The organism is Rubrivivax sp. A210 (assembly GCF_904426505.1).
Classification (GTDB): domain Bacteria; phylum Pseudomonadota; class Gammaproteobacteria; order Burkholderiales; family Burkholderiaceae_C; genus Rubrivivax.
This window is the reverse complement of record NZ_CAJGBN010000034.1, coordinates 315,323-336,025: the sequence shown is the minus strand read 5'-3', so window position 1 is coordinate 336,025 and position 20,703 is coordinate 315,323. Positions and strand designations below refer to the sequence as shown.

15 protein-coding genes are annotated in these 20,703 nt (G+C 71.1%); 4 read left to right on the top strand and 11 right to left on the bottom strand.

The features are described 5' to 3' along the window. Window positions 1–199 precede the first annotated feature (199 nt). The 11 genes from JMV16_RS17630 to JMV16_RS17580 form a co-directional block, all read right to left on the bottom strand. Window positions 200–1,651 (bottom strand): alginate export family protein, encoded by a 1,452-nt coding sequence (locus JMV16_RS17630; RefSeq protein ID WP_201495589.1) that lies wholly within the window; start codon window positions 1,649–1,651, stop codon window positions 200–202. After that, window positions 1,651–2,439 carry a hypothetical protein gene (locus JMV16_RS17625; protein WP_201495588.1) on the bottom strand — a complete coding sequence of 263 codons (789 nt, stop codon included), beginning with the start codon at window positions 2,437–2,439 and terminating at the stop codon, window positions 1,651–1,653. The genes JMV16_RS17630 and JMV16_RS17625 overlap by 1 nt, the downstream gene beginning before the upstream one ends. After that, a complete protein-coding gene (locus tag JMV16_RS17620; protein ID WP_201495587.1) occupies window positions 2,436–3,599 on the bottom strand; it encodes a glycosyltransferase family protein in 1,164 nt (387 codons plus the stop codon). Before JMV16_RS17620 ends, JMV16_RS17625 begins: the two co-directional genes overlap by 4 nt. Further along, window positions 3,589–5,376, bottom strand: coding sequence for an ABC transporter ATP-binding protein (locus tag JMV16_RS17615; protein ID WP_201495586.1), 1,788 nt, complete (start codon window positions 5,374–5,376; stop codon window positions 3,589–3,591). Before JMV16_RS17615 ends, JMV16_RS17620 begins: the two co-directional genes overlap by 11 nt. Further along, window positions 5,373–6,743 carry an aminoglycoside phosphotransferase family protein gene (locus tag JMV16_RS17610; RefSeq protein ID WP_201495585.1) on the bottom strand — a complete coding sequence of 457 codons (1,371 nt, stop codon included), beginning with the start codon at window positions 6,741–6,743 and terminating at the stop codon, window positions 5,373–5,375. The genes JMV16_RS17615 and JMV16_RS17610 overlap by 4 nt, the downstream gene beginning before the upstream one ends. After that, window positions 6,740–8,143, bottom strand: coding sequence for an aminoglycoside phosphotransferase family protein (locus JMV16_RS17605; RefSeq protein ID WP_201495584.1), 1,404 nt, complete (start codon window positions 8,141–8,143; stop codon window positions 6,740–6,742). Before JMV16_RS17605 ends, JMV16_RS17610 begins: the two co-directional genes overlap by 4 nt. Beyond that, a complete protein-coding gene (locus JMV16_RS17600; protein ID WP_201495583.1) occupies window positions 8,140–10,182 on the bottom strand; it encodes an alginate lyase family protein in 2,043 nt (680 codons plus the stop codon). Before JMV16_RS17600 ends, JMV16_RS17605 begins: the two co-directional genes overlap by 4 nt. Then, window positions 10,179–11,561: a glycosyltransferase family 4 protein gene (locus tag JMV16_RS17595; RefSeq protein ID WP_201495582.1), complete on the bottom strand. Its 1,383-nt coding sequence runs from the start codon at window positions 11,559–11,561 to the stop codon at window positions 10,179–10,181. The genes JMV16_RS17600 and JMV16_RS17595 overlap by 4 nt, the downstream gene beginning before the upstream one ends. Next, window positions 11,558–12,847, bottom strand: a complete 1,290-nt coding sequence (locus tag JMV16_RS17590; RefSeq protein WP_201495581.1) for a glycosyltransferase — start codon at window positions 12,845–12,847, stop codon at window positions 11,558–11,560. The genes JMV16_RS17595 and JMV16_RS17590 overlap by 4 nt, the downstream gene beginning before the upstream one ends. After that, window positions 12,808–14,175, bottom strand: coding sequence for a glycosyltransferase family protein (locus JMV16_RS17585; RefSeq protein WP_201495580.1), 1,368 nt, complete (start codon window positions 14,173–14,175; stop codon window positions 12,808–12,810). Before JMV16_RS17585 ends, JMV16_RS17590 begins: the two co-directional genes overlap by 40 nt. Window positions 14,176–14,556: 381 nt before the next feature. Continuing rightward, window positions 14,557–15,048 carry a cytochrome P460 family protein gene (locus JMV16_RS17580; RefSeq protein ID WP_236580581.1) on the bottom strand — a complete coding sequence of 164 codons (492 nt, stop codon included), beginning with the start codon at window positions 15,046–15,048 and terminating at the stop codon, window positions 14,557–14,559. Window positions 15,049–15,344: 296 nt separating this feature from the next. Between JMV16_RS17580 and JMV16_RS17575 the strand changes: the two genes are divergently transcribed. The 4 genes from JMV16_RS17575 to JMV16_RS17560 all read left to right on the top strand — a co-directional run bounded on the left by JMV16_RS17575 (window position 15,345) and on the right by JMV16_RS17560 (window position 20,702). After that, window positions 15,345–16,055 carry a class I SAM-dependent methyltransferase gene (locus JMV16_RS17575; RefSeq protein WP_201495579.1) on the top strand — a complete coding sequence of 237 codons (711 nt, stop codon included), beginning with the start codon at window positions 15,345–15,347 and terminating at the stop codon, window positions 16,053–16,055. A gap of 186 nt (window positions 16,056–16,241) precedes the next feature. Further along, window positions 16,242–16,574: a methyltransferase family protein gene (locus JMV16_RS17570; RefSeq protein ID WP_236580580.1), complete on the top strand. Its 333-nt coding sequence runs from the start codon at window positions 16,242–16,244 to the stop codon at window positions 16,572–16,574. A 67-nt stretch (window positions 16,575–16,641) separates the two neighbouring features. Continuing rightward, window positions 16,642–18,345 (top strand): hypothetical protein, encoded by a 1,704-nt coding sequence (locus JMV16_RS17565; RefSeq protein WP_201495577.1) that lies wholly within the window; start codon window positions 16,642–16,644, stop codon window positions 18,343–18,345. A gap of 149 nt (window positions 18,346–18,494) precedes the next feature. Next, window positions 18,495–20,702 carry a molybdopterin-dependent oxidoreductase gene (locus JMV16_RS17560; RefSeq protein ID WP_201495576.1) on the top strand — a complete coding sequence of 736 codons (2,208 nt, stop codon included), beginning with the start codon at window positions 18,495–18,497 and terminating at the stop codon, window positions 20,700–20,702. Window position 20,703: the final 1 nt, after the last annotated feature.

Genomic DNA, 20,703 nt, shown 5'->3' with positions numbered 1-20,703 from the left:
GCTGCGGACGCGCCGTGCCGGACGCCGGGGTTTGGCGCTCCGCGATGCACCATCTCGGGAGCTGAGTCGCTGGCTGGCCGCATGCAGAGGCAACCCTGGGGTGCGCGACACCCGACAGAGCGGCCATGGCGGCCGCGGATACGGCCGCCGCGGTGGTGCACTGTGAACAGCTTCACGATCCGGCCCCCACGGCGCACGATCAGAAGTTCAGCGCCACGCCCAGCTCGATGCCATGCGCGGGGTCGCGCCGGTTCTCGGCAAAGGCCTGGCCGGGGTAGAAGCGCGTCAGCAGCAGGGTCACTTCGAACTGGCGCCATTCGCGCATCGCGAACAACACATCGATCTCGCGCCCGATGTCGCGGCTGAGGCCCTGCGGGTCTTGCGACAGGCGCGAATTGGCGATCCGCGTGTCGGCAAACATCTGGCGGTAGCGGTGGACGATGACCTCGGCCGAGGTGCTGGACAGGAAGCGGAAGCCGAAGCCGGCGCTGGCCACGCGCAGATTGGACAGCTCGGGGTCCAGCAACTCGCCGTAGAAGCGCAGCCGCTTGACGCCGCCGACGCGGCCTTTGTTCTCGTGCAGGCCGGTCTGGCGGAAGCCGCGCTCCAGCGTGGCCGTGCCCGGCGCGCCCGAGCCCTGGGCCAGGCCCAGGCTGAAGGTGGGGCGGGCCGCGCTGGGCAACACCCACTGGGTGCCGATGTCCCAGGCGTAGCCCCGCACATTGCGGCGACTGGTGGCGCCGGGGCTCAGCAGGCCCTCGGGCGTGGTGCTGAAGGCCGTGACGAACTCGCGGCCGCGCAGCATGGCCGCGTCGGCACGGTAGGTCCAGCGGTTCTTCGACTCGAAGCGCACCTCGCCGCTGCTGCGCAGGCCCAGCCAGCGCAGCCGGCCGTCGGAAGCATCTTCCTCGTCCTCGGCGAACAAGGAGCCCGGCTTGGGCGGGCCCGAGTCGTCGTCGGTGAAGAGCCAGAAGGCCTCGACGCTGTGGCGCGGCGCCCAGCGCAGGTTGAAGTTGCCGAACCAGCGCTTGACGGCCTTCTTGTCGGCATCCATGTCGTGGCTGGCCGACGACACGCGCGCCAGTTCGCGCGCCACGCCGGTCTCCAGCCGCCAGTTGTCGGGCGCATAGACCAGGCGTATCGCGTCCAGATCGTCGTCCCACCACCAGGATCGACGGTCGACCAGCGCGATGCGGCCCATCTGTATAGACAGCGGGTATTCGCCCAGCCGTTCCCACATCACCCAGGTCTGGCCACGCTCGGCCGATTCCTGCTTGGTGACGCTGCGGTCGCTGCGCGAGCGCCGGCGGTCCGAGAGGCCCACGCCCTGCACGAACCAGGTCGTGTCGGCATCGGTCTTCCAGCGCGCGTCGAGCTTGAGCTCATGGCTGGCGACATCGCGGTCGCGGTTGCGGGCGCGGTTGAGGTCGTAATTGCGCCGGCCCTCGACCGAGCCCTCGTAGCTCATGCCCAGCTCGACCGGAACGCCGAAGAGCTGCACCGTCGAAGGCTGCTCGGCCCGCCTCTCGTCGGGGCGCTGCGACACGGTGCGCGGCGCCGGCGTGCCCAGTTCCGGCTCGGGCGGTGGCGTCTGCGCCAGCGCGGAGGCAGCAAGAACGGACAGGGTGAGGAGGAGGCAGCGGCGCAGCATCACGAAAGGCTTTCGGCGGGGGCGGTGGAAGGCGGCAAGGTGGGGGGACGGGCGAGCAGTTCGCGCATGGGCCAGCAGCGCACGCGGGAGTGGCCGGCGATCAGGTGCAGCAGGCGGGACAGCAGTGCCAGATCGGCCGCGTCCATCGCGGCATGGTGCAGCATCAGGCCCAGCGGGCCGCCGCTGGCGACGCGCCCGGCCAGCTCGTGGGCCACGCGCGGGCCCTCGGCCTCGCCCTGCTCGCGCGCCAGGCGCTGGTGCTTGCACCAGTCGACGTCCACCGGGAGCTCGGGCAGGGCCTGCTGCGCCGGGGCGCCGCGGCTGCGCGACAGCGCGCCAAAACCCAGCTCGGCCAGCAGCGCCGGCGTGCCGGGGCTGCAGCGGTTCCAGGGCGGGGTGAAGATGGGGTCGAGCTGGTCGCCGAAGCGTTCGAGCAGCAGGGCGCGGCCGGCGGCCAGGTCGGCGCGCTGCGCTTCCGGCGTGCGCGAAGGGCCGAACTCGCACTTGCGCTCGGTGGTCTCGTGGTTCTGGTGCGCAAAGCCGTGCTGGTGCAGGCCGATCAGGCGCGGCGCAGCGGCCTTGCGCCCCAGCAGCCGGGCAGCCAGCGCCGCGCCCGTAGCCTGGGGAATCACCGCCAGATCGATGGGCACGCCGGCCTCGCCGGTGCAGTCGAGCAGCGCGAACAGCGCGGCGTCGTCCCAGCCGGTGTCGTCGTCGCGCAGGAAGAAGTCCAGCGGCGCCGGGGCCGCGTCCAGCGCCGCGGCCAGGGTGACAAAAGCGGCCGTCATGGCTGGCGCTCCAGGTGCAGGCCGTGGATGAGGCGTGCGCTCTCCCCCGCGCCGTCCAGCGCCAGCGCCGCAGCGCGCGGGCTGAACTGCAGCAGCGCTTGCATCGCCGCCGCCAGCTGCGGCGGGGTGAGCAGGCCCGGATCGAGCTGCTGCAGCGCGCCCAGCTCGGCCAGGCGGGTGGCGCGCTCGCTCTGCTCGTTCTCGGTCACCGTGGCATAGGGCACGACCAGGGCCGGCACCTGCGCCACGATGATGTCGAGCGCGGTGTTGTAGCCGCACTGGCTGATGGAGGCACGCGCCCGGCGCATCTCGGCCACCATGTCGGGCACCTGGCGCAGCAGCTCGATGCCGGCCTGGCCCTGCACCAAGTCTTGCAGCGCACGCCATTGCGGCTCGGGCAGGAAGGGGCCGGCGATGAGGCGCAGCGGCGGCGGGCTGGCCAGCAGCGCGCGGGCCTCCAGCACGGTGCGGAACAACGCGTCGCCGACGATGCCGCCACCGGCCGATACCAGCAGATGCTCGCCGCGCGGCGGCGGCGCGACGCTGGCGCGTGCCGGCACCACGTAGCCGGTGTAGTAGACGGGCGTGCGCAGGGGCCGGCTGGGCTTGAAGCTGTCTTCCAGCCGCGCCAGCGCCGGGTCGGCGTGTACCAGCACGGCGTCAAAATAGCGGTCGGTGAGGCCGCGGGCGCGGTCGTCGTGGCGTTGCTGGTCGGGGCGCGCATCCACCAGGATGTCACGCAGGCTGCAGACCACGCGCGCCGGGCCGCCGGCCTGGCGCCGCGCGCCGCGCATCAGCGCCAGGATCTCGCCGGCAAACTTCTTGCGCCCGAAGGGAAACAGCTCGATCAGCACCACGGCCGGCCCGTGCTGCTGCACCGCGCCCTCGATCAGTGCGCGCCGTCTCACCATGGCCTCCTTGACGCCCTGCTTGGCATCGCGGCTGACCAGGGTGTGGCCGTCGTCCATGCCCAGGGGCGGCAGGTCGACGATCTCGATGCCGCCGGGCACCGGCAGGCCCGGCGGCAGGCGGCCGCCGTTGAGGAAAACGACGTGGAAGGCCTCGGACAGCGCCGTGGCCAGCGCGAAGGAGCGCGTCAGATGGCCGATGCCCAGCGAGTGCTGGCAGTAGAACAGCAGGCGCGGGCGTTCAGACGGCATGGCGGCGCTCCACCAGGGCGAGGTAGGGGCCGCGGGCCTGCATCAGGGCCTCGTGCGCGCCCGATTCGACCAGGCGGCCGTCTTGCAGAACCAGGATGCGGTCGTAGGCGGCCATGTCGTTGTACTCGTGCGAGATGGTGATGAGGGTGCGGTTGCGGTGCACGCGCGCCACGGCCTCGGTCATGAGGCGGGCCGAGACCGCGTCGACCGAGGCCGTGGGCTCGTCCATGACCAGGATGGACGGCGCCTTGACCAGCGCACGCGCCAGGCACAGGCGCTGGCGCTGACCACCGGACAGGTTGCCGCCGCGCTCGCCGACCTCGGTGTCATAGCCCTCGGGCAGGTCGACGACGAATTCGTGGGCGCGCGCATGGCGTGCAGCCTCCTCGATCTGCTCGGCCGTGGCCAGCGGGTTGCCGTAGGCGATGTTCTCGCGCACCGACACCGCGAACAGCATGTTCTCCTGCGGCACGATGCCGATGGCGGCGCGCAGGCTCTCGCGCGTGAAGCGGCGGATGTCGATGCCGTCGATGAGGATGCGGCCGCCGCTGGGCTCGTACAGGCGCAGCAGCAGCGACAGCAGCGTCGACTTGCCCGAGCCCGAGGGCCCGACCAGGGCCACGCGCTCGCCGGCGGCGATGCGCAGCGACACGCGGTCCAGCACCGGGCGGCCGTCGGCATAGCCGAAGGAGACGTCCTCGAACACGATCTCGCCGGCTGGGCGGCCGATGTCGATGGCGTCGGGTGCATCGGCGATCTCGGGCGCGGTCTCGAGGATCTGGTTGACGCGCTGGGCGCTGACCGCGGCGCGCGTGAACTTGGCCGAGAGCTTGCCGAGGTCGCGCACCGGCTTGAACAGGCTGCCCACGTAAGCCAGGAAGATGAGCAACTCGCCTGGCGTCAGCCGGCCGGCCAGCACCTGCTGCGCGCCCAGCAGCACGGTGGCCGCGGTGCCGCTGGCGCAGACCACGGCGATGGCCTTGGTCACGGCGCCGGCGGTGCGCGTGCTGCGCATGCCGCTCTCGTAATGGGCCTTGATCTCGGCCTCGAAGCGGCCCTCTTCGTAGCTCTGGCGGCCGAAGGCCTGCACCAGGGCGATGGACGACAGCACCTCGTTCAGGCGTGAGGTCATGCGGCCTTCGTACTTGCGCTGGTCGCGCATCGATTCCTTGACGCGCTTGTTGAGCGCGTAGATCACGCCCATCAGCGGCAGCAGCGTGGCCGTGACCACGGCCGCCAGCTGCCAGTTGAGCCAGAACATCACGCCCAGCATCGTGACCAGGGTCAGGAACTGGGCCACGAAGCTCAAGGCCCAGTCGGCGAACATGTCGCGCAGCTGGTTGGTGTCGCTGGCCACCTTGGTCAGCAGCTCGCCGCTGCGGTGGCCGCGGTGGTAGGCCAGCGACAGCCGTTGCAGATGGGCGAACAGCAGGCTGCGCAGCCGGTAGGTGATCTGGTAGCCGATCTTGGCCGTGGTGAACAGCTGCAGGTAGGAAAACACCCCCGCCAGCAGCGCGATGGCCGCGATGGCGCCGGCCATGGCCAGCAGCGCCGGCCAGGTGCCCAAGTTGAGCAGGCCCTGCAGCGGCGACAGCGCCGGCGGCAGCGGGTGCGGCAGCAGCAGGTGGTCGAACACCACCTTCAGCGGCCAGGGCGCGATCAGGTCCATCGCGATCACGCCCAGCAGGCACAGGCAGGCCAGCAGCACGCCGCCGCGCTGGGCCTTGAGGCAATCGCGGATCACGAGGCCCAGGGGGGAGGCAGCGAGTGTCTTCATGCGGGGTGGGAGAGCTGCAGCGCCAGGATGCGGGTCTCGGCGGCGGCGAGCCGGCTGTCGAGTTCCTCGGCCCAGCCCGGGCGCTGGTAGATGAAGGTGCGGCTGACCTGCAGCAGGCTCTGGATGGCCAGGTGCCAGGCCAGGGCCTGGGCGTCGAAGCGCCGCGGCGCAGCGGCGGCATAGGCGCGCACCAGCGCGCGGCCCAGGGCCTCGGGCTGCTCGGCCTGTTCGAGCTTCAGCACGAAGCTGGCCAGGTCTTCCATGGGGTCGCCCAGCGTGAACTCGTCGAAGTCGAACAGCACGATGCGGCCCTCGTGTACCCACATCTGGTCGGGGTGGCAATCGCCATGGATCAGGCTCAGCGGCCGCTGGGCCGGGCGCGCCGCGTGGGCCGTGAGCGTGGCTGCAATTCGCGCCGTGCGCTCGGCCAGCTCGGGCTTGATGCGGTCGAGCTTGTTGCGCCGCCGGCTGACCTCGGCCAGCCAGTGCGGCACCGAATGCGGCGCGGCGCCGGCCGTGGGCTGCAGCCCGGATTCATGGAGCAGCACCAGGGCCTGCGCGACGCGCTCCATCAGCTGCGGCGCCTGCGGAGACGCCAAGGCCTGCAGCAGCGGCAAGCCCAGCGCGCTGGCCTGCCAGACGCTGCGCGTGGCGGCGTCGTGGCCCAGGGGCTCGGCCACCAGCGGCGCCAGCGGGTCGCGCTGCGACAGCTGCCAGAAGTGCTCGAAGCGCCGGTGGATGTCGCGCGCTCGCTGGTCGAAGAAGGTCTTGGCGTAGATCGCGCGCTCGGGCCGGCCGGCGCGTGCGGCCACTGTGTAGCGCAGCGTGGCGCGGCGTTGCGGCGCGTAGCGCAGCAACTCAACGCCCAGTTCGTCTCCAGGCTCGGCCCCGCAGCCCGGCGGCAGGGCCTGCAGCGCAAGCGCCGGATCCAGCAGCGCCGGCAGATGCGGCATGTCGGGGTCGTTGGGCAAGGCCCACAGCAGCAGGTTCAGCGCCGGCAGCAGCACCAGGGGCTCGCCGAAGGCCGGGCGCACCAGTTGGCGGGTGTTGACGCGACCCTGGGCCGCCTCGGCCAGGCCGGGGCGGTAGACCTGGGCGAAGCAGGTTTGCGTGCCGCTGCGGCCCTGCTGCGTGTCGCTGACCTCCAGGTCATAGCACAGGCTCAGCGGGATGGGGTTGCGCGCCACCGAGGTGCTGCGCCGCGCGGCATGGACGCGAATGCCGGTGATGCGCAACCCGACCTCGCCAAAGCCGGGCAGTTGCGCCTGCAGCAGCGGCAACATGGCCGCGCCGTCGCTGTACAGGTCCAGCGGGGGTGCGCTGCCGCCAGCCAGGGCGGGGGCATGATCGTGTTGCCGGGCCATCATGCGGCCTCGCCCGCGGTGTCCAGCGCCGCGTCCACCGAGCCGGCGCAGGCAATGGCGGCGGCCACCTCCAGCAGCGCCGGCACAGCGGCATAGCGGCCCGGCTTGAGGTTGGCCACGCCACCGCAGGCGCGGCGGCACAGCAGGTGGTGGGCCGCGGCCCAGGCCAGCGCGGCCGGCTCCAGCGCCTGCCCGGCAGTCTGGACATAGGCGGCCAGAAAGAGATCGGCCGCGGCCGAGGCTGCCGCCGGCGCGTGGCCGTCGACGATGGCGCGGTAGTGGGCGTCGGCGATCCAGCCGCCCACTTCCAGCACGGCCGGGCCTTGCTGCACGTCGTCCAGGTCGATGAAGGCCTGGCGGCAACTGCCGTGGCGCGCGTCGACGAGGATGTTGTTGGGGTGGAGGTCGCCGTGCAGCGTGGACGGCGGCAGGCCGGCCAGCAGGCCTTCGCCGGCCTGCAGGGCGGCGCACAGGCGCTCCAGCAGCGGCTGCCAGGCCGGTTGCACCTGGGCCAGCAGGGCCGCCGCGCGCTCGCGCTGGGCGCGCAGCGCGGCCAGGTCCAGCAGGCGCGGGCCGGCCGGCACCGGCGTGGCGTGCAGCAGCGCCAGTTGGCGCGCCACGCGCATGGAGGATGCGGCGCGAATCTGCGGGTCAACCTCCAGCAATGGCTGCCCCGGCAGCGCCGAGATCCAGTGCAGGCCGGCCTCGGCCTGCCACAGCAGCGAGCGCGGCGTACACAGGAGGCCGGAACTCTGCGCCGGGCTGTCGCTCAGCGCCTGCATCACGGCGCGCGTGTGGGCGCCGCTGCGCTCGGCGTCGGCCTTCACGTACAGCGTGCGCTGCTGCGTCGGCGCACCGGCCTCGTCCTGCAGCGTGAGATCGACGCGCGCACACACACGCAACTCGGGCACTACCTGGACCAGGGTCGTGCGGTGCTCGACCAGGCGGCCACGGCCGCCGGTGAGCAGGGCCACGACTTCGCCCAGGCAGCGCCGGCGCAGCTCGGCGTCGTCGCACAGCAGGGCCAGCGCGGCCAGCTTGGGGTCGTTGGGCAGCCACCAGGCCAGCATGTCCAGCGCCGCCTCGTGCTGCAGCGCGGGACCGGCGGGCGACGGCTTCGAGCCGCCTCGCGCACCGGCCTGTTCAAAGCGGCGCCTGGCCTCGCCGCCCATCAGGAAGCGGGCCGAGACGCGCTGCTCGAATTCGCCGCGCGGCGCCTCACACAGCCGCAGCCGGTAGCTGACGCTGCAACTGCGCCCGGGCCGGTACTTGACGCGGTCGACCTCGCAGGCCAGCAGCGCCGGCCCCTGCAGCGCGGCGGCAAAGACTTGCGCCATCGCCGCGCCATCCAGCGCCGTGGCCAGCTGCGGCAGCAGCGGGTCCTGGGGCAGCGACGCGTTCACACCGGCTCCAGCGCGGCCGGCAGCTGCGGCAGCGTTGCGCCCTCGTGCGACTGCGCAGCCAGCAGGCGGCCATCGGCGCCCACGCGCCACCAGGCCCAGCGGCCGCTGAACGCAAAGCCTGCAATCTGCCACTGCGCCGCCTGCGCACCGCGGGCATGGAACCAGTGGTCGGTGACTGCCTCGCCGTCCACCTGCAGCGCGATGCGCAGCGCCGCCGGTGCGCCGACCACCGCCACCTCGTCCAGGCGCAGCGCCGGCTCGCTGCCCTGCCAGGGCATGAGCACGGTGTCGAAATCGGCATTGCGGGCGCGCCGCGTAGACTGCAGCGCCGGCGCGGCCAGCTTGTCGCCATAGCGCGCCGAGACCCAGCTCGCCGCCAGCCGCGTCTGCACGCCAGCACGCAGCGGCTGCAGCACCAGCAGCCCGGGGCTGGACAGGCGCCAGGCGCCGGCTTGATCGAGCACCGCCCGGTCCTGGGCCTGGGCGCCGAGCTGGAAGTTGAGCCGGTAGTCGTGTTCGGCTTCGGCTCGCAGCCAGTCGCTGACGATCCAGTAGCGGCGGTCCACGAAGACGATGCAGCGCTCGTGTACCGCGTCGTATTCATGGCTGGCGGCGCGGCCGTGCAGCAGGTCCAGCAGCGCGGATTCGTGGCGCTCGAGCAGCGCCGCCTCGGGCGCCGGGCCGCTGATCTTGTGGCGCACCGTGCCCGGCGCGTGGCGCGTGCCCGGCTTGATGGCCTTGGGCAGGTAGCTGGTCTGCTGGCGATCATCCACGCAGACCGTGTTGTGTACCGCGGTACCGCGGAAGCGCAGGCGCCAGTTCGTGCCGTCGGCCGGATCGGGTGCTTCGCTGTAGGTGTAGCGGCCGGGGTCGACGATGAGCGAGCGGCCGTGCGCCGCCAGCTCGAAGCTCAGGCAGTCGAAGTGGCCGTGGTTGCCCTCGCCCAGCGGGCCGTGGTCGAACACCAGGTAGTGTTCGTCGGCATAGGGCGTGGCGCCCGCGCCCCAGCCGCTGCGCAGCACACTGTAGCCGCTGTCGTCGAAATGCGCCACGCGCCGTGCCGGCGCCCTGCCCTGCGCGCCGCGCGTGGCGACGTACCGCATGTCATCGCGGCCGAACAACTCGGCACCCTGCGCCAGCAGGTCGAGAAAGCCACGCGCGTCGCCGTCGGACAGGCTGGGCACGACGCCATCGGGCTTGTGCACGTGCAGGCTGAACTCGAGCCCGCGCTCAAGCAGGCGGTCAAAGGCCGCGGGCACGGCCACGCCATTGAGCGCGGCCAGGCGGCGGAAATTGAGGCCGTTCTTCAGCACCAGGTGGTGGTAGTCGGTGGACAGCTCGCAATGCACGCCGTCGGGCAACAGGTCGGCGCCCAGGTTGGCCACCGTCTGCTCCAGCGCAAAGTCGCGCCAGTGCGCCGCGCGCCGCATCTCGGGGAAAACCACGCCAGCCAGGAAGATGGCGTACAGCTCCAGCGTGCGGTGGTTGCGCTTGGGCGTGAGGTTGGCGCAGAGAAACTCGACCTGGGTGTGCAAGGACTCGAGCAGGCGGCGATGGAAGTCCGCCGGGATCAGCGACGAGACATCGTGCGCCGCGTGGCCCACCAGCAGGTGCAGGCTGTAGATCCAGTTCTGCACCCGGCGGCCGGTCACGTCGGCAGCGATGAAGCCCACCGGCGTGGTCTTCATCCAGCTGTCGATCAAGCCCACCCAGCGCCGCACGTAGATGGCGTCGCCGCTGCGCTCGAAGGCCAGGCCCAGGCCCACGGCGTAATAGAACTTGTGCAGCAGGATGTGCCACTCGACATCGGCACTGGGGTTGCTCAGCCAGGCGATGGGCTCGGCCAGCGCGTGCGTCTCGCCGTTGAACTCGAAGCGGCCGTCGACGATGGCGGCAATCTTCTCGGGCCGCGTCTCCTCGGCGTCGGCCACCGGGTAGTAGGACACCCCGCGCGGGCCGCGGAAGTGGGCCAGCAGCGCCGCGTCGTCGAGGGCGTTCCAGGGTTCGAGGAAGACCGTCTCTTCGGTGCCCGGGTTCATGCCGCCGCTTTCTCGGCTTGACTCTCGCGCCGGCGCTGGCGCAGCTGCAGCTGGGCCAGAAAAAGGTCGCGCAGCGCCAAGGTGGTGCGGCGCGAATCGAAGCGCTCGCAGATGCGCTCGCGGCCGGCGCGTGCCAGCGCCGCGTGCAGAGCGGCGTCGGTGAGCACGCGCTGCAGCGCGCCGGCCAGCGCCGCCGGGTCGCGCGGCTGCACCAGCAGGCCGTGGACGCCGTCGTCGATCATCTCGGGGATGCCCGAGATGGCGGTGGAGACCACCGGCACGCCCATCGCCATGGCCTCGGCCAGCACATTGGGGAACCCGTCGCGGTCGCCGTCTTCCATGATCTGGCAGGGCAGCGCAAAAGTCTGGGCCGCGCGGTAAATCTCGCGCAGCTTTTCCTGCGTCACGGCACCGTGCAGCTGCACCGTGTCGTCCAGGCCCAGTGAGGCGATCTGCGCCCGCAGCGCGGGGCCGGCGCTGCCGTCTTCGCCGACGATGAGGCAGCGGAAGGCCACGCCCTGCTGGCGCAACAGGCCGCAGGCGGCGATGAGCTGGTCGAAGCCCTTCTTCTCGACCAGGCGGCCCACCGCCAGCACCGTGGGCACGGCCGGCTTGACCGGGTTCTCGGCGGGCGAGAAGTAGTCGGTGTCCAGACCGTGGTAGATGGTGTGTACCTCGTGCGGGCGCTCGTGCCGCGCCTGCAGCACCAGGGCGTTGGCGCAGGTGCAGGTGGCGACAAAGCGCGCCGCGCCCAGCTTGCGCTCGAGCAATCGGCCGGGGTTGAGCTCGGCCTGGTAGATGTCCTTCGCGTGGGCCGTGAAGCTGAAGGGAATGCCGGTCATGCGGCTGGCAAACCAGGTGATGGTGGCCACGCCGTGGCAGAAATGGCCATGCAGATGCTGCACGCTGCCATCGGCCAGCACCGCGGCGGCGATCTCGCCGGCCTGCAAAAACTCCTTCACGAAGACCTTGCGCGGCCAGTGGCGCCAGGTCAGCGCTGCCGCCGAGGCCAGCGTGGCCAGGTAGCGCAGCGGGTGGCGTGCCAGCACGCGCAGCTGGGCCGCGCCGAAGGTGGGCAGGTTGCGACGCAGCCAGCCGGTGAGCGTGGTGCCCGATAGCGACGTCGCCTTGGACAGGTAGGCCAGCGGCGCGTGGATGGCGCTCACCACCGGATGCACCATGGGCTCGTTCTCGCGCTTGACGACGAAGAGGCGCAGGCGCAGGCCGGCCTGCTCGAGCTGGTGGATTTCGTGCGCGATGAAGGTCTCCGACAGGCGCGGAAAGCCGTTCATCACATAGGCCACGCTGCTGCCTGGCGGCAGGTCGGTGGGCGTCGAGGGCAAGGCGGCGGCCAGCGCCGGGTGGCTGGGCGTGCTCATTTCGTGCTCCGCAGGGGGTTGGCCGCCAGCGCGACCGGGGCTTGCGCAACCGGCGCTTCCGCGGTCTGCGGCTGGCGCTGCAGCAACTTGCAGAGAAGGCGCAGGTTGTGGTCGTTGTCGAAGTTCTCGGTCACCGTCTGGCGCGCCCGGCAACCGAGGTCGGCGCAGCGCGCCGGCTGGTGGATCAGCGCCGCCATCGCATCGGCCAGTGCCACCGGGTCGTCGGGCTCGACCAGCACGCCGTTGACGCCGTGCTCAACCAGTTCGGGAATGCCCGAGACGCGCGAGGCCACCACCGGCACGCCCATGGCCATGGCCTCGAGCAGCACATTGGGGATGCCATCGCGGTCGCCGTCAGCGGCGATGCGCGAGGGCTGCACATAGACAGCGGCACGCGCATAGCGCTCGATGACCTGCTCGCGCGCCAGCTTGCCCACCAGCACGACCTGATCGCCCAGGTCCAGCTGGGCGATCTGCGCCTTCAGCTTGTCCTGCTCTTCGCCATAGCCGACGATTTCGCAGCGGAAGGGCTCGCCGCGCTCGCGCAGGCTGGCACAGGCCGCGATCAGCGTGTCCAGGCCCTTCTTGGCGCGCAGCCGGCCGACGCTGACGATCAGCGGCAGCTCGGTGGCCAGCAGGCGCCGTCGGGGGTGGAAGAGCTCGTGGTCGACGCCGTGGTACATGCGCTGCAGCGGCGCCTGCGGCGCAATCTGCGCCAGCGTCTGGCGGTTGGCCTCGGTGCAGGTGACGGTGAACTGCGCGGCGTGCATCTTGCGCGCCAGATCGGCCGGGTCGGACAGGTAGATGTCCTTGGCATGGGCCGAGATCGAGAACGGCAGCCCGGCGATGCGCTTCACCAGCTCGGCCACATCGGCCGGCGAAGAAATGAAGTGCGTGTGCAGATGCTGCACGCCATCGCGCGCCAGTTGCTGCGCCAGCCAGCCGGCGCGCAAGAAGTCTTTCAGCCGGCCACGGCCGGCGGCGTAGGCCAGCGCGCCCAGGTAGCGCAGCGGCGAGGCCAGGAACTGCCGCGCGTGGCGCGCGGCAAAGCTCCAGAGCTGGCCACCGGCGGGCGCCGGCACGGTGACCAGCGGGGCCAAGACATCGGCGACGGCCGGGTGGGTGATGGCGTCGGTGGCGGGGGCCAGCGCATACAGGCGCAGCGGCAGGCCCAGTCTTTCGAGTCCCAGGATCTCTTCGAGGATGAAGGTTTCCGACAGCTTGGGATAGATCTTGACCAGGATTCCTAGCGGGCGCTGCTGACGTTGAACGAGGCTTGATTCCATGGCGTGCCCCGGTGCAGGGCGAGATCAGTTTGGAGCGCGGGAACTTGCGCGAGGCCGTGGGTGTACGCAGGGGCGGGCTTGGGCCGGGCGGGGGCCTTGGCCGGTTGCTTGGCGGGCGTCCTTGCGGGCAGCTTTTCGTGGGTATCGAGACCGATCTGTTCGAAGATCGCAGCCGTGCAATGAGCCAGGCCGTCGAGGTTCTTCAGTTTGGCATGACTGGCCGGGCCCGTGGCGTGAAGCAATTCGGCCGCCACCGTCTCCAGCAGGCCTTCGGGCGTGATTTCTTCCGGGTGGACCATGCTCAGCAGGCCCAGGCGCGACATGCGCTCGGCGCGAATGGTTTGCTCCAGGCCCGGCTTGCAGCGCGGCACGATGACGGCGCGCTTGTGCAGCGTGAGCAGCTCGCACACCGTGTTGTAACCGCCCATCGCCACCACCACGTCACCGGCGGACATCACCGACATCATGTCGTCGCTGAAGTCCTGCAGGCTGACCTGCGGCAGCGCGGCGGCGGCACGGTGCAGCGCAGCGCGCGGAGCGTCGCCCATTTCGGGGCCGCAGACGATGTGGCTGCGCGGACGCTCGGCCGCGGGCAGAAGGCGCAGGCCTTCGAGGTAGTTGCTGAGCAGCGCATGGCCGTCCTCGCCGCCGCCGGCGGTGACCACCACCAGCGGCTGGCCCGGGGCCACGCCCAGATCCTGGCGCGCCTCGGCGCGCGTGCGGCGGCCCGGCTCGCGGGCGATGTAGCCGCAGAAGTTGACCTTGGCCGCGGCGAACGGCGGAAACTGGTACTCGTGGCGCAGGTCGAAGACCTCGGGCGAGCCCACCACCAGCACTTCGTCGTAATAGGCCTCGATGGCCTCGAAGCAGCCGTTCTTCTTCCAGACCCGGGTCGTGGCCTCGGGGCTGTCGAGGATGTCGCGCAGCAGCAGCACCAGCTTGGGACGGGCGGCGCCCACCGGCAACTCGCTCAACGCGCCGGCCAGTTCGTCCTCGACGCCGAAGGGCTTCTTGTCGACCAGGATCAGGTCGGGCTCGAAGTCGGCAATCGTGCTGCGGATGATGTTGGCGCGCAGCCGCACCGTGGCGTCCAGCGTCAGGTCAAGGTAGCGCGCGCCGTAGCGGCCCTCGACGTTGCGCGACAGGCAAGGCAGCTTCACGTAATCCACCCGCTGCGGAATGCGGAAGGCATGCAGCATGGGGCTGCCCGTGACCACCAGCACCGAAACCTCGGGCGACGACTGCACGAGGTGACGGGCCACTTCCAGCATGCGCCGGATGTTGCCCAGGCCGAAGGTGTCGTGCGAATAGATCAGAACGCGCTTCATGGTTTTCTCGGACGCTTTGTCATTGAACTGACACGTCCCACAGAAGCCTCGCGGTCCATCCAAATACGACCGGCAGGGCGAAATGTTACGAATGCACATTTCGCCGAGCGACCCGAATTTCAAGCATATGGGGCATATCCCCCAGCACTGCGCCACAAGTGCGGCAACTTGCACCGCTCTGGTGACGGCAGCCCAAGTCATTGGGGGCGGAAGACCCGACCCTGGGGTTTGCGGCCGCCATCGCGCCTTCCCCCCACCCCCCTATCCAGGGGGGCGGAACAGGTGTGTCGAATTGCTTCCTGTCACCCGCCGCGGCGGCTGCCGGCAGCAATTTGCGGCCTTGGAGGGGCCGACAACCCGGCCACGGGCGCGCCGGCCGGGTCAGGGCAGCTTCACCGGGTGGGTGAACACCCAGTCGCTGTCCTTCACCGGGGTGTGGCAGCCCACGCACTCCTGGACGAAATTCGCATCCTTGCCATAGGGCTTCTGGTCCTGGCCCAGCCAGCGCGCGTAGCCCCAGCCGCCGGTGGCGGCGAAGCGCGCCGTGTTCTTGGTCATGAACTCGGCATGCACGAAGGCCCCGGGCTCCATCGCGGTTTCCCACTTCTCGTGCTTGGCGGCCTTCCAGACCAGTTTGGCCAGCACGCTGCCATCGGGCCAGGGATTGGTCTTGCCCTCGCGTGCGGCCTTGATGGCGACATCGTTGCCCAGCACCGCGCGAATGGTGTTGTTGTCGGTGCGGAAGTGCGTGCTCAACAGGCGCCAGTCCTTGTAGCCCTCGGGCAAGGTGATGCCATTGGGTGCCGGCTCGGCGGCCAGGGCCGAAACGGCGCTGCCACAGGCCAGCGCGAGGATGATCAGGTTTCGATTCAACGTGGGACTCCAGGGGAAGATCAGGGAACAGACAAGGGATGCGGCCAGGCATCCAGTGAGGCAGTGGCTGGCGGCCCTTGCGGGCCAGGGCCAGACGGTAGACCCCGCAAGGCCCCGGAATATTCCATCGAGGCCCCAAGGATCCGCCCGCTTGCCCGCCGCCCTCGATCATGGGCGCCATTGCGTTACCCTGCCGCCCTGTCCGCGGGCCGCATGGGCAGGGGCGGAAGTCCGACCCCGCCGCTCGTGGGCGCACCATCCGCCACGCCCCTGCCTTGCCTGAAGAGGAAGACCGCATGAATGCCAGCGCCCGGACCCCGCCCGTGATCGACGACGAACTCGATGTCCTGGCCGGCCTGCTGCCGCTGGCCGGGCAGCACATCATCGAACTCGGCTGTGGCGCCGCTCAGTTGTCGCGAGCCCTGGTCGCGCGCCACCCGGGCAGCAGGGTGACGGCCCTGGAGGTCGACACGCTTCAGCATGCCAAGAACCTGGCCGCGCCCCAGGAAGGCCTCGCATTCGTGATGGCGGGGGCCCAGGCCATCCCCTGTGCCGACTCAGGATTCGACCTCGCGCTGATGCTGAAGTCGTTGCACCACGTCCCCATCGACCTGATGGCACAGGCCTTGCGCGAAGTGGCACGGGTGCTGCGCCCGGGTGGTCACCTGTATGTGTCGGAGCCGGTCTATGGCGGGCCGTTCAACGACGTGATCCGGGTCTTCAACGACGAAGGCGTGGTGCGCGCCGCGGCTCAGGCGGCGGTGGACACGGCGCTGCAGGGCGGCGCCTGGACCCAGGTGGGCGAGCAGCGCTTCGAGATGCCGGTGCGCTTTCGCGACTTTGCCGAGTTCGAGCAGCGCATGATGCGGCCCAGCTTTGCCGACCACCGCATCGACGAGGCCAAGCTCGCCGCCACGCGCGCCGTGTTCGATCCCCATCGCGGCCCCGACGGCACTTGCTTCATGCGCCCCATGCATGTGCGCCTGCTGATGAAGAAGGCGGGCTGATGTGGGGCGGCGGCGAACGACACGGGCAGCCAGGTCCGGTGGTGGCCACCCATGATCCGGGCTGACGCGCGCCATCGGCACTGGGGCTCGGCGCTGGTCGCTTGCCAGTTTGCCCTGCTCGCGGCGCTGGCCGTGCTTGCGGGGCCCGCCGTCACGGGTGGTCGTGCGCCTGCAACAGCCTGGGCAATGGCAGCGGGCAGCACGCTGCTGGGGCTGTGGGCGCTGGCCAGCAACCGGCCGGGAAACTTCAATATCCACCCTTCGCCGCGCGAAGGCGGGCAGTTGGTGCAGCGCGGCCCCTACCGCTGGATACGCCATCCGATGTACACCGCGGTGCTCGCCTTCGGCCTGGCCTGCGCCTGGGCCGCCGGTGCGCCCTGGGGATGGGTGTGCCTGACCGCCCTGCTTGCCGTGCTCGTCGCCAAGGCAGCCCTCGAGGAACGGTGGATGCTCGAACAGCATGCCGGCTACGCCGCCTACCGCGAGCGGACCCACCGCTTCCTGCCCGGCTTGTTCTGACAGGCCGGCTGGACAGGCAGCAACGATGACCGCCACGCAGGGCTGCATACCCGCTGAAGGCCATGCCATGGATCGGACGGCCACCCCGGCGCGGCGCGAGGATGAGGTCGAGGGCGAGACAGTGCGGCCCCGCCGCCAGGCCCTGGCGCTGGCCTGCAGCGGCCTGTTGGCCCCGGCCCTGCCGGCCCGCGCGGCCGTAGAGGCTGCGGCACCGCTTCTGGCCGGCCTGGACAGCCACCGCTTCGAGGTCGAGTCGGCCGATCCACGGCTGCGGCGCTGGTTTGCCCAGGGCCTGCTGCTGGCCCACGGCTTCAACGGCGCCGAGGCGGTGCGCGCCTTCGAGGCCGCCTTGGCCCTCGACCCCCGCTGCGCCAGCGCCTGGTGGGCCCTGGCCTGGGCCCTGGGGCCCACCATCAATGCCGACATGGACGCCGGCGCCGCCGCCCGCGTGTCCGAGGCGCTGACCAAGGCCCGCCGCCACGCCGGGCGGGCCCCGGCCGTGCGCCAGGCCGCGATCCAGGCCCTGAGCTTGCGCCACCCGACGCCGGACGTGCTGGACGAGGAGGCCTATGCCGCGGCCATGGACCGCCAGGTGCGGCGCCATCCGGCCAGCGCCGAACTCGCCTTCCTGGCCGCCGAAGCCCGCCTCAACCTCCACCCTTATGACTGGTGGCTGCCCGGCGGCGGCGCCCAGCCCTGGACCGCCGGCATCGAAGCCCTGCTGGCGCGTGCGCTGCGCCTCGATCCGCGCCACCCCGGCGCCCACCATTACTGGATTCACCTGCAAGAGGCGTCGCCCCATCCCCACAAGGCCCTGCCCAGCGCCGACTACCTGGCCCACGCCGTGCCCGGATCGGGCCATCTGCTGCACATGCCCTCGCACATCTACATGCGGGTGGGGCGCTACGACGACGCCATCCTCGCCAACCAGCGCGCGACCGCCGCCGACGCGCGCTACCTGGCCCGGGTGGACGCCGGCACCGACGCCCAGAGCGCCTACCGCGTAGGCTATGTGGCGCACAACCAGCACTTCCTGTGGGCGGCGGCGGCGATGGCGGGTCGGCGCCAACTCGCGCTGCAGGCCGCCGACGCCGCCCGGCCCGTGGCCTGCGGGCCGGGCGGACGCGATCCGGGGTCGGCCATCGTGCAGCACTATGCGGTGCTGCCCTTCTTCACGCGGCTGCGCTTCGGCCTCTGGCAGGCCCTGCTGCACGACACCCCGCCGCCCGACGGCAGCGCGCCCTACCCGCTGGCGATGTGGCGCTACGCCCGTGGCGCGGCCCTGGCGCGCGGCGGCCAGATCGAGCCGGCGCGGCGCGAGTTCGAAGGCCTGCAGGCGGTGGCCGCCGACCCTGCCCTGGCGGCGCTGAAGATCAAGAACCTCAACCCGGCGGCGCAGTTGCTGCGCATCGCCAGCCTCAGCCTGGCCGCCGAGATTGCGCATGCCCGCAGCGATCAGCATGCGGCGGTGCGGGCGCTGCAGCAGGCCACCGAGGTCGAGGACGGCCTCACCTACGACGAGCCCCACCTGTGGCTGGCGCCCACCCGCCATGCCCTGGCCGACGCCCTGCTGGCCGCCGGCCGCCCGGCCGAGGCGGAGCGGGCCTGCCGCGAGGATCTGGCCCGCTACCCGGCCAACGGCTGGGCCCTGGGCGGGCTGGCGCAGGCGCTGGCGGCCCAGGGCCGCCAGGCCGAGGCCCGGCGAGCCGAGGCTGCGGCCGGTGCCGCCTTCCACGCCGCCGAGCAGCGGCCGGCGGGCGCGCGCTTCTGATTGCGGCCCCGCCTCGCGGTGGGGCGCGGCCTTGAGATGGATCAGTGCAAGATCGTGCGCCGCATGTACCCTATGGGGTATGCGAGACCGGGTGCAAACCGATCTCAGCAGCGCCCGCCGGCGGCCCCGGCGGAAGTTCGAGGTCCATCATGGTACAGCCCTCCCGCCGACGCTTTCTGCAGATCACGGCCGCCACCCTGGGGGCCACGGCCGCCTCGGCGCCCTGGCAGCCCATGACCGGCCCGGCCAGCGCTGCAGCAGGCCCGGCCGCCACGTCCGGCGGCGTCACCACCATCCCCACCTTCTGCGAGATGTGCTTCTGGCGCTGCGGCGGCATCGCCCACCTGCGCGACGGCAAGCTGTGGAAGTTCGAGGGCAACCCGCTGGACCCGCAGAGCATGGGCCGCCTGTGCCCGCGTGGCACCGGCGCCGTGGGCGCCTACTACGACCCCGACCGCCTGCGCCAGCCGCTGCTGCGCGTGGGCGAGCGCGGCAAGGAGCAGTGGAAGGCGGTGAGTTGGGACGAGGCCCTGGGCTTCGTGGCCGAGCGCATGGGCCGCATCAAGGCCGCCCACGGCGCCGAATCGGTGGCCCTCTTCAATCACGTCTTCGGCCAGCGCTTCTTCCAGCATGTGCTGCGCAGTTGGGGCGTCATCAACTACGCCGGGGCCTCGTACGCGCAGTGCCGCGGCGCCCGCGACGTGGGCTTCCAGCTCACCTTCGGTGCCGGCGTCGGCTCGCCCGAGCCCACCGACATCAAGAACACCGACTGCCTGGTGCTGATCGGCTCGCACCTGGGCGAAAACATGCACAACTCGCAGGTGCAGGAGTTTGCCCAGGCCATCGCGCGCCAGGTGCCCATCATCGTGGTCGATCCGCGCTACTCGGTGGCGGCGAGCAAGGCCAAGTACTGGCTGCCGGTGAAGCCCGGCACCGACATCGCGCTGCTGCTGGCCTGGATGAACCTGCTCGTCACCGAGGGCCTCTACGACAAGGACTTCGTGGCCCGCCACGGCCACGGCTTCGAGCAGTTCAAGGCCGAGATCGCCGGTTACACCACGGCCTGGGCGGCCGAGCAGACCGGCGTGGCGGCCGAGCTCATCGTCGCTGCCGGGCGTGAATTCGCCAGCCACCGGCCGGCTTCCATCATCCACCCCGGCCGCCGCGTCAACTGGTATGGCGACGACAGCCAGAGGAGCCGTGCCGTCGCGCTGCTCAACGCCCTGCTCGGCAACTGGGGGCGCAAGGGCGGGCTCTTCCTGGCCTCGGGCATGAAGATCGCGCCCTATCCGCTGCCCAAGATCGCCGACACCGGCAAGCCGCGCGCCGACGGCGGCGACGGCGCGCGCTACCCCTTTGCCGACGAAGGCATCACCACCAGCATCCGCGACGCCACCATCAGCGGCCAGCCCTACCCGATCAAGGGCTGGGTCGTCTACTCGACCAACCTGCTGCAGGCCCTGCCCAACCGGCAGGAGACGCTGGATGCGATCCAGAAGCTCGACCTGCTGGTGGTGTGCGACACCGTGCCCAGCGAGATCGCCGGCTATGCCGACGTGATCCTGCCCGACACCACCTTCCTGGAGCGCCACGATGAGCTGCTGGTGGGCTTCGGCCGCACCGGCTGGACCTCGCTGCGCCAGCCCGTGGTGGCGCCGCCGCACGAGCAGAAGCCGGCCTGGTGGATTGCCAAGCAGCTGGCCGAAAAGCTGGGCATCGGTGCCTCCATGCCCTTCAAGGACATGGAGGAATACCTGGCCTGGCGCATCGAGAAATCGGGCCACAGCTGGGACAAGTTCAAGCGCGAGGGCGTGATCATGGGCGAGCACCAGCCCATCACGGTCGAGGAAGGCCTGACGCTCAGCTTCGACACGCCCAGCGGCAAGGTCGAGTTCTGGTCCGATCAGCTGGCGGCCAAGGGCTTCGACCCGGTGCCCAAGTACAAGCCGCAAGCGGCGGCGCCGGCGGGCCATCTGCGCCTCATCACCGGGCGCGCGCCAGTGCACACCTTCAGCCGCACGCAGAGCAACCCGCTGCTGCAGGACCTGATGCCCGAGAACGAGGTCTGGGTCAACACGGCCACCGCGGCGCGGCTGGGCCTGACGCACCGCGCCTACGTGCGGCTGAAGAACCAGGATGGCGTGGTCAGCAACCGCGTGCGCGTCAAGGCCACGCAGCGCATCCGCGAGGACTGCGTCTACATGGTCTACGGCTTCGGCAACACCAACCCCATGCTGGCCAGCGCCTACCTCAAGGGCGCCAGTGCCGGCGCCCTCAATACGCGCTATGCCACCGACCCGCTGATGGGCAGCACCAGCATCCACGGCAATTTCGTCAGCTTCGTGCAGGAGGCCTGAG

Excerpts from the sequence above, each read along its gene's own strand:
- JMV16_RS17615 (WP_201495586.1), bottom strand. The coding sequence starts at position 5,376 with ATGAAGACACTCGCTGCCTCCCCCCTGGGCCTCGTGATCCGCGATTGC.
- JMV16_RS17595 (WP_201495582.1), bottom strand. The coding sequence starts at position 11,561 with ATGAGCACGCCCAGCCACCCGGCGCTGGCCGCCGCCTTGCCCTCGACG.
- JMV16_RS17575 (WP_201495579.1), top strand. The coding sequence starts at position 15,345 with ATGAATGCCAGCGCCCGGACCCCGCCCGTGATCGACGACGAACTCGAT.
- JMV16_RS17590 (WP_201495581.1), bottom strand. The coding sequence starts at position 12,847 with ATGGAATCAAGCCTCGTTCAACGTCAGCAGCGCCCGCTAGGAATCCTG.
- JMV16_RS17600 (WP_201495583.1), bottom strand. The coding sequence starts at position 10,182 with ATGAACCCGGGCACCGAAGAGACGGTCTTCCTCGAACCCTGGAACGCC.
- JMV16_RS17610 (WP_201495585.1), bottom strand. The coding sequence starts at position 6,743 with ATGATGGCCCGGCAACACGATCATGCCCCCGCCCTGGCTGGCGGCAGC.
- JMV16_RS17570 (WP_236580580.1), top strand. The coding sequence starts at position 16,242 with ATGGCAGCGGGCAGCACGCTGCTGGGGCTGTGGGCGCTGGCCAGCAAC.
- JMV16_RS17625 (WP_201495588.1), bottom strand. The coding sequence starts at position 2,439 with ATGACGGCCGCTTTTGTCACCCTGGCCGCGGCGCTGGACGCGGCCCCG.
- JMV16_RS17585 (WP_201495580.1), bottom strand. The coding sequence starts at position 14,175 with ATGAAGCGCGTTCTGATCTATTCGCACGACACCTTCGGCCTGGGCAAC.
- JMV16_RS17560 (WP_201495576.1), top strand. The coding sequence starts at position 18,495 with ATGGTACAGCCCTCCCGCCGACGCTTTCTGCAGATCACGGCCGCCACC.
- JMV16_RS17630 (WP_201495589.1), bottom strand. The coding sequence starts at position 1,651 with ATGCTGCGCCGCTGCCTCCTCCTCACCCTGTCCGTTCTTGCTGCCTCC.
- JMV16_RS17565 (WP_201495577.1), top strand. The coding sequence starts at position 16,642 with ATGGATCGGACGGCCACCCCGGCGCGGCGCGAGGATGAGGTCGAGGGC.
- JMV16_RS17620 (WP_201495587.1), bottom strand. The coding sequence starts at position 3,599 with ATGCCGTCTGAACGCCCGCGCCTGCTGTTCTACTGCCAGCACTCGCTG.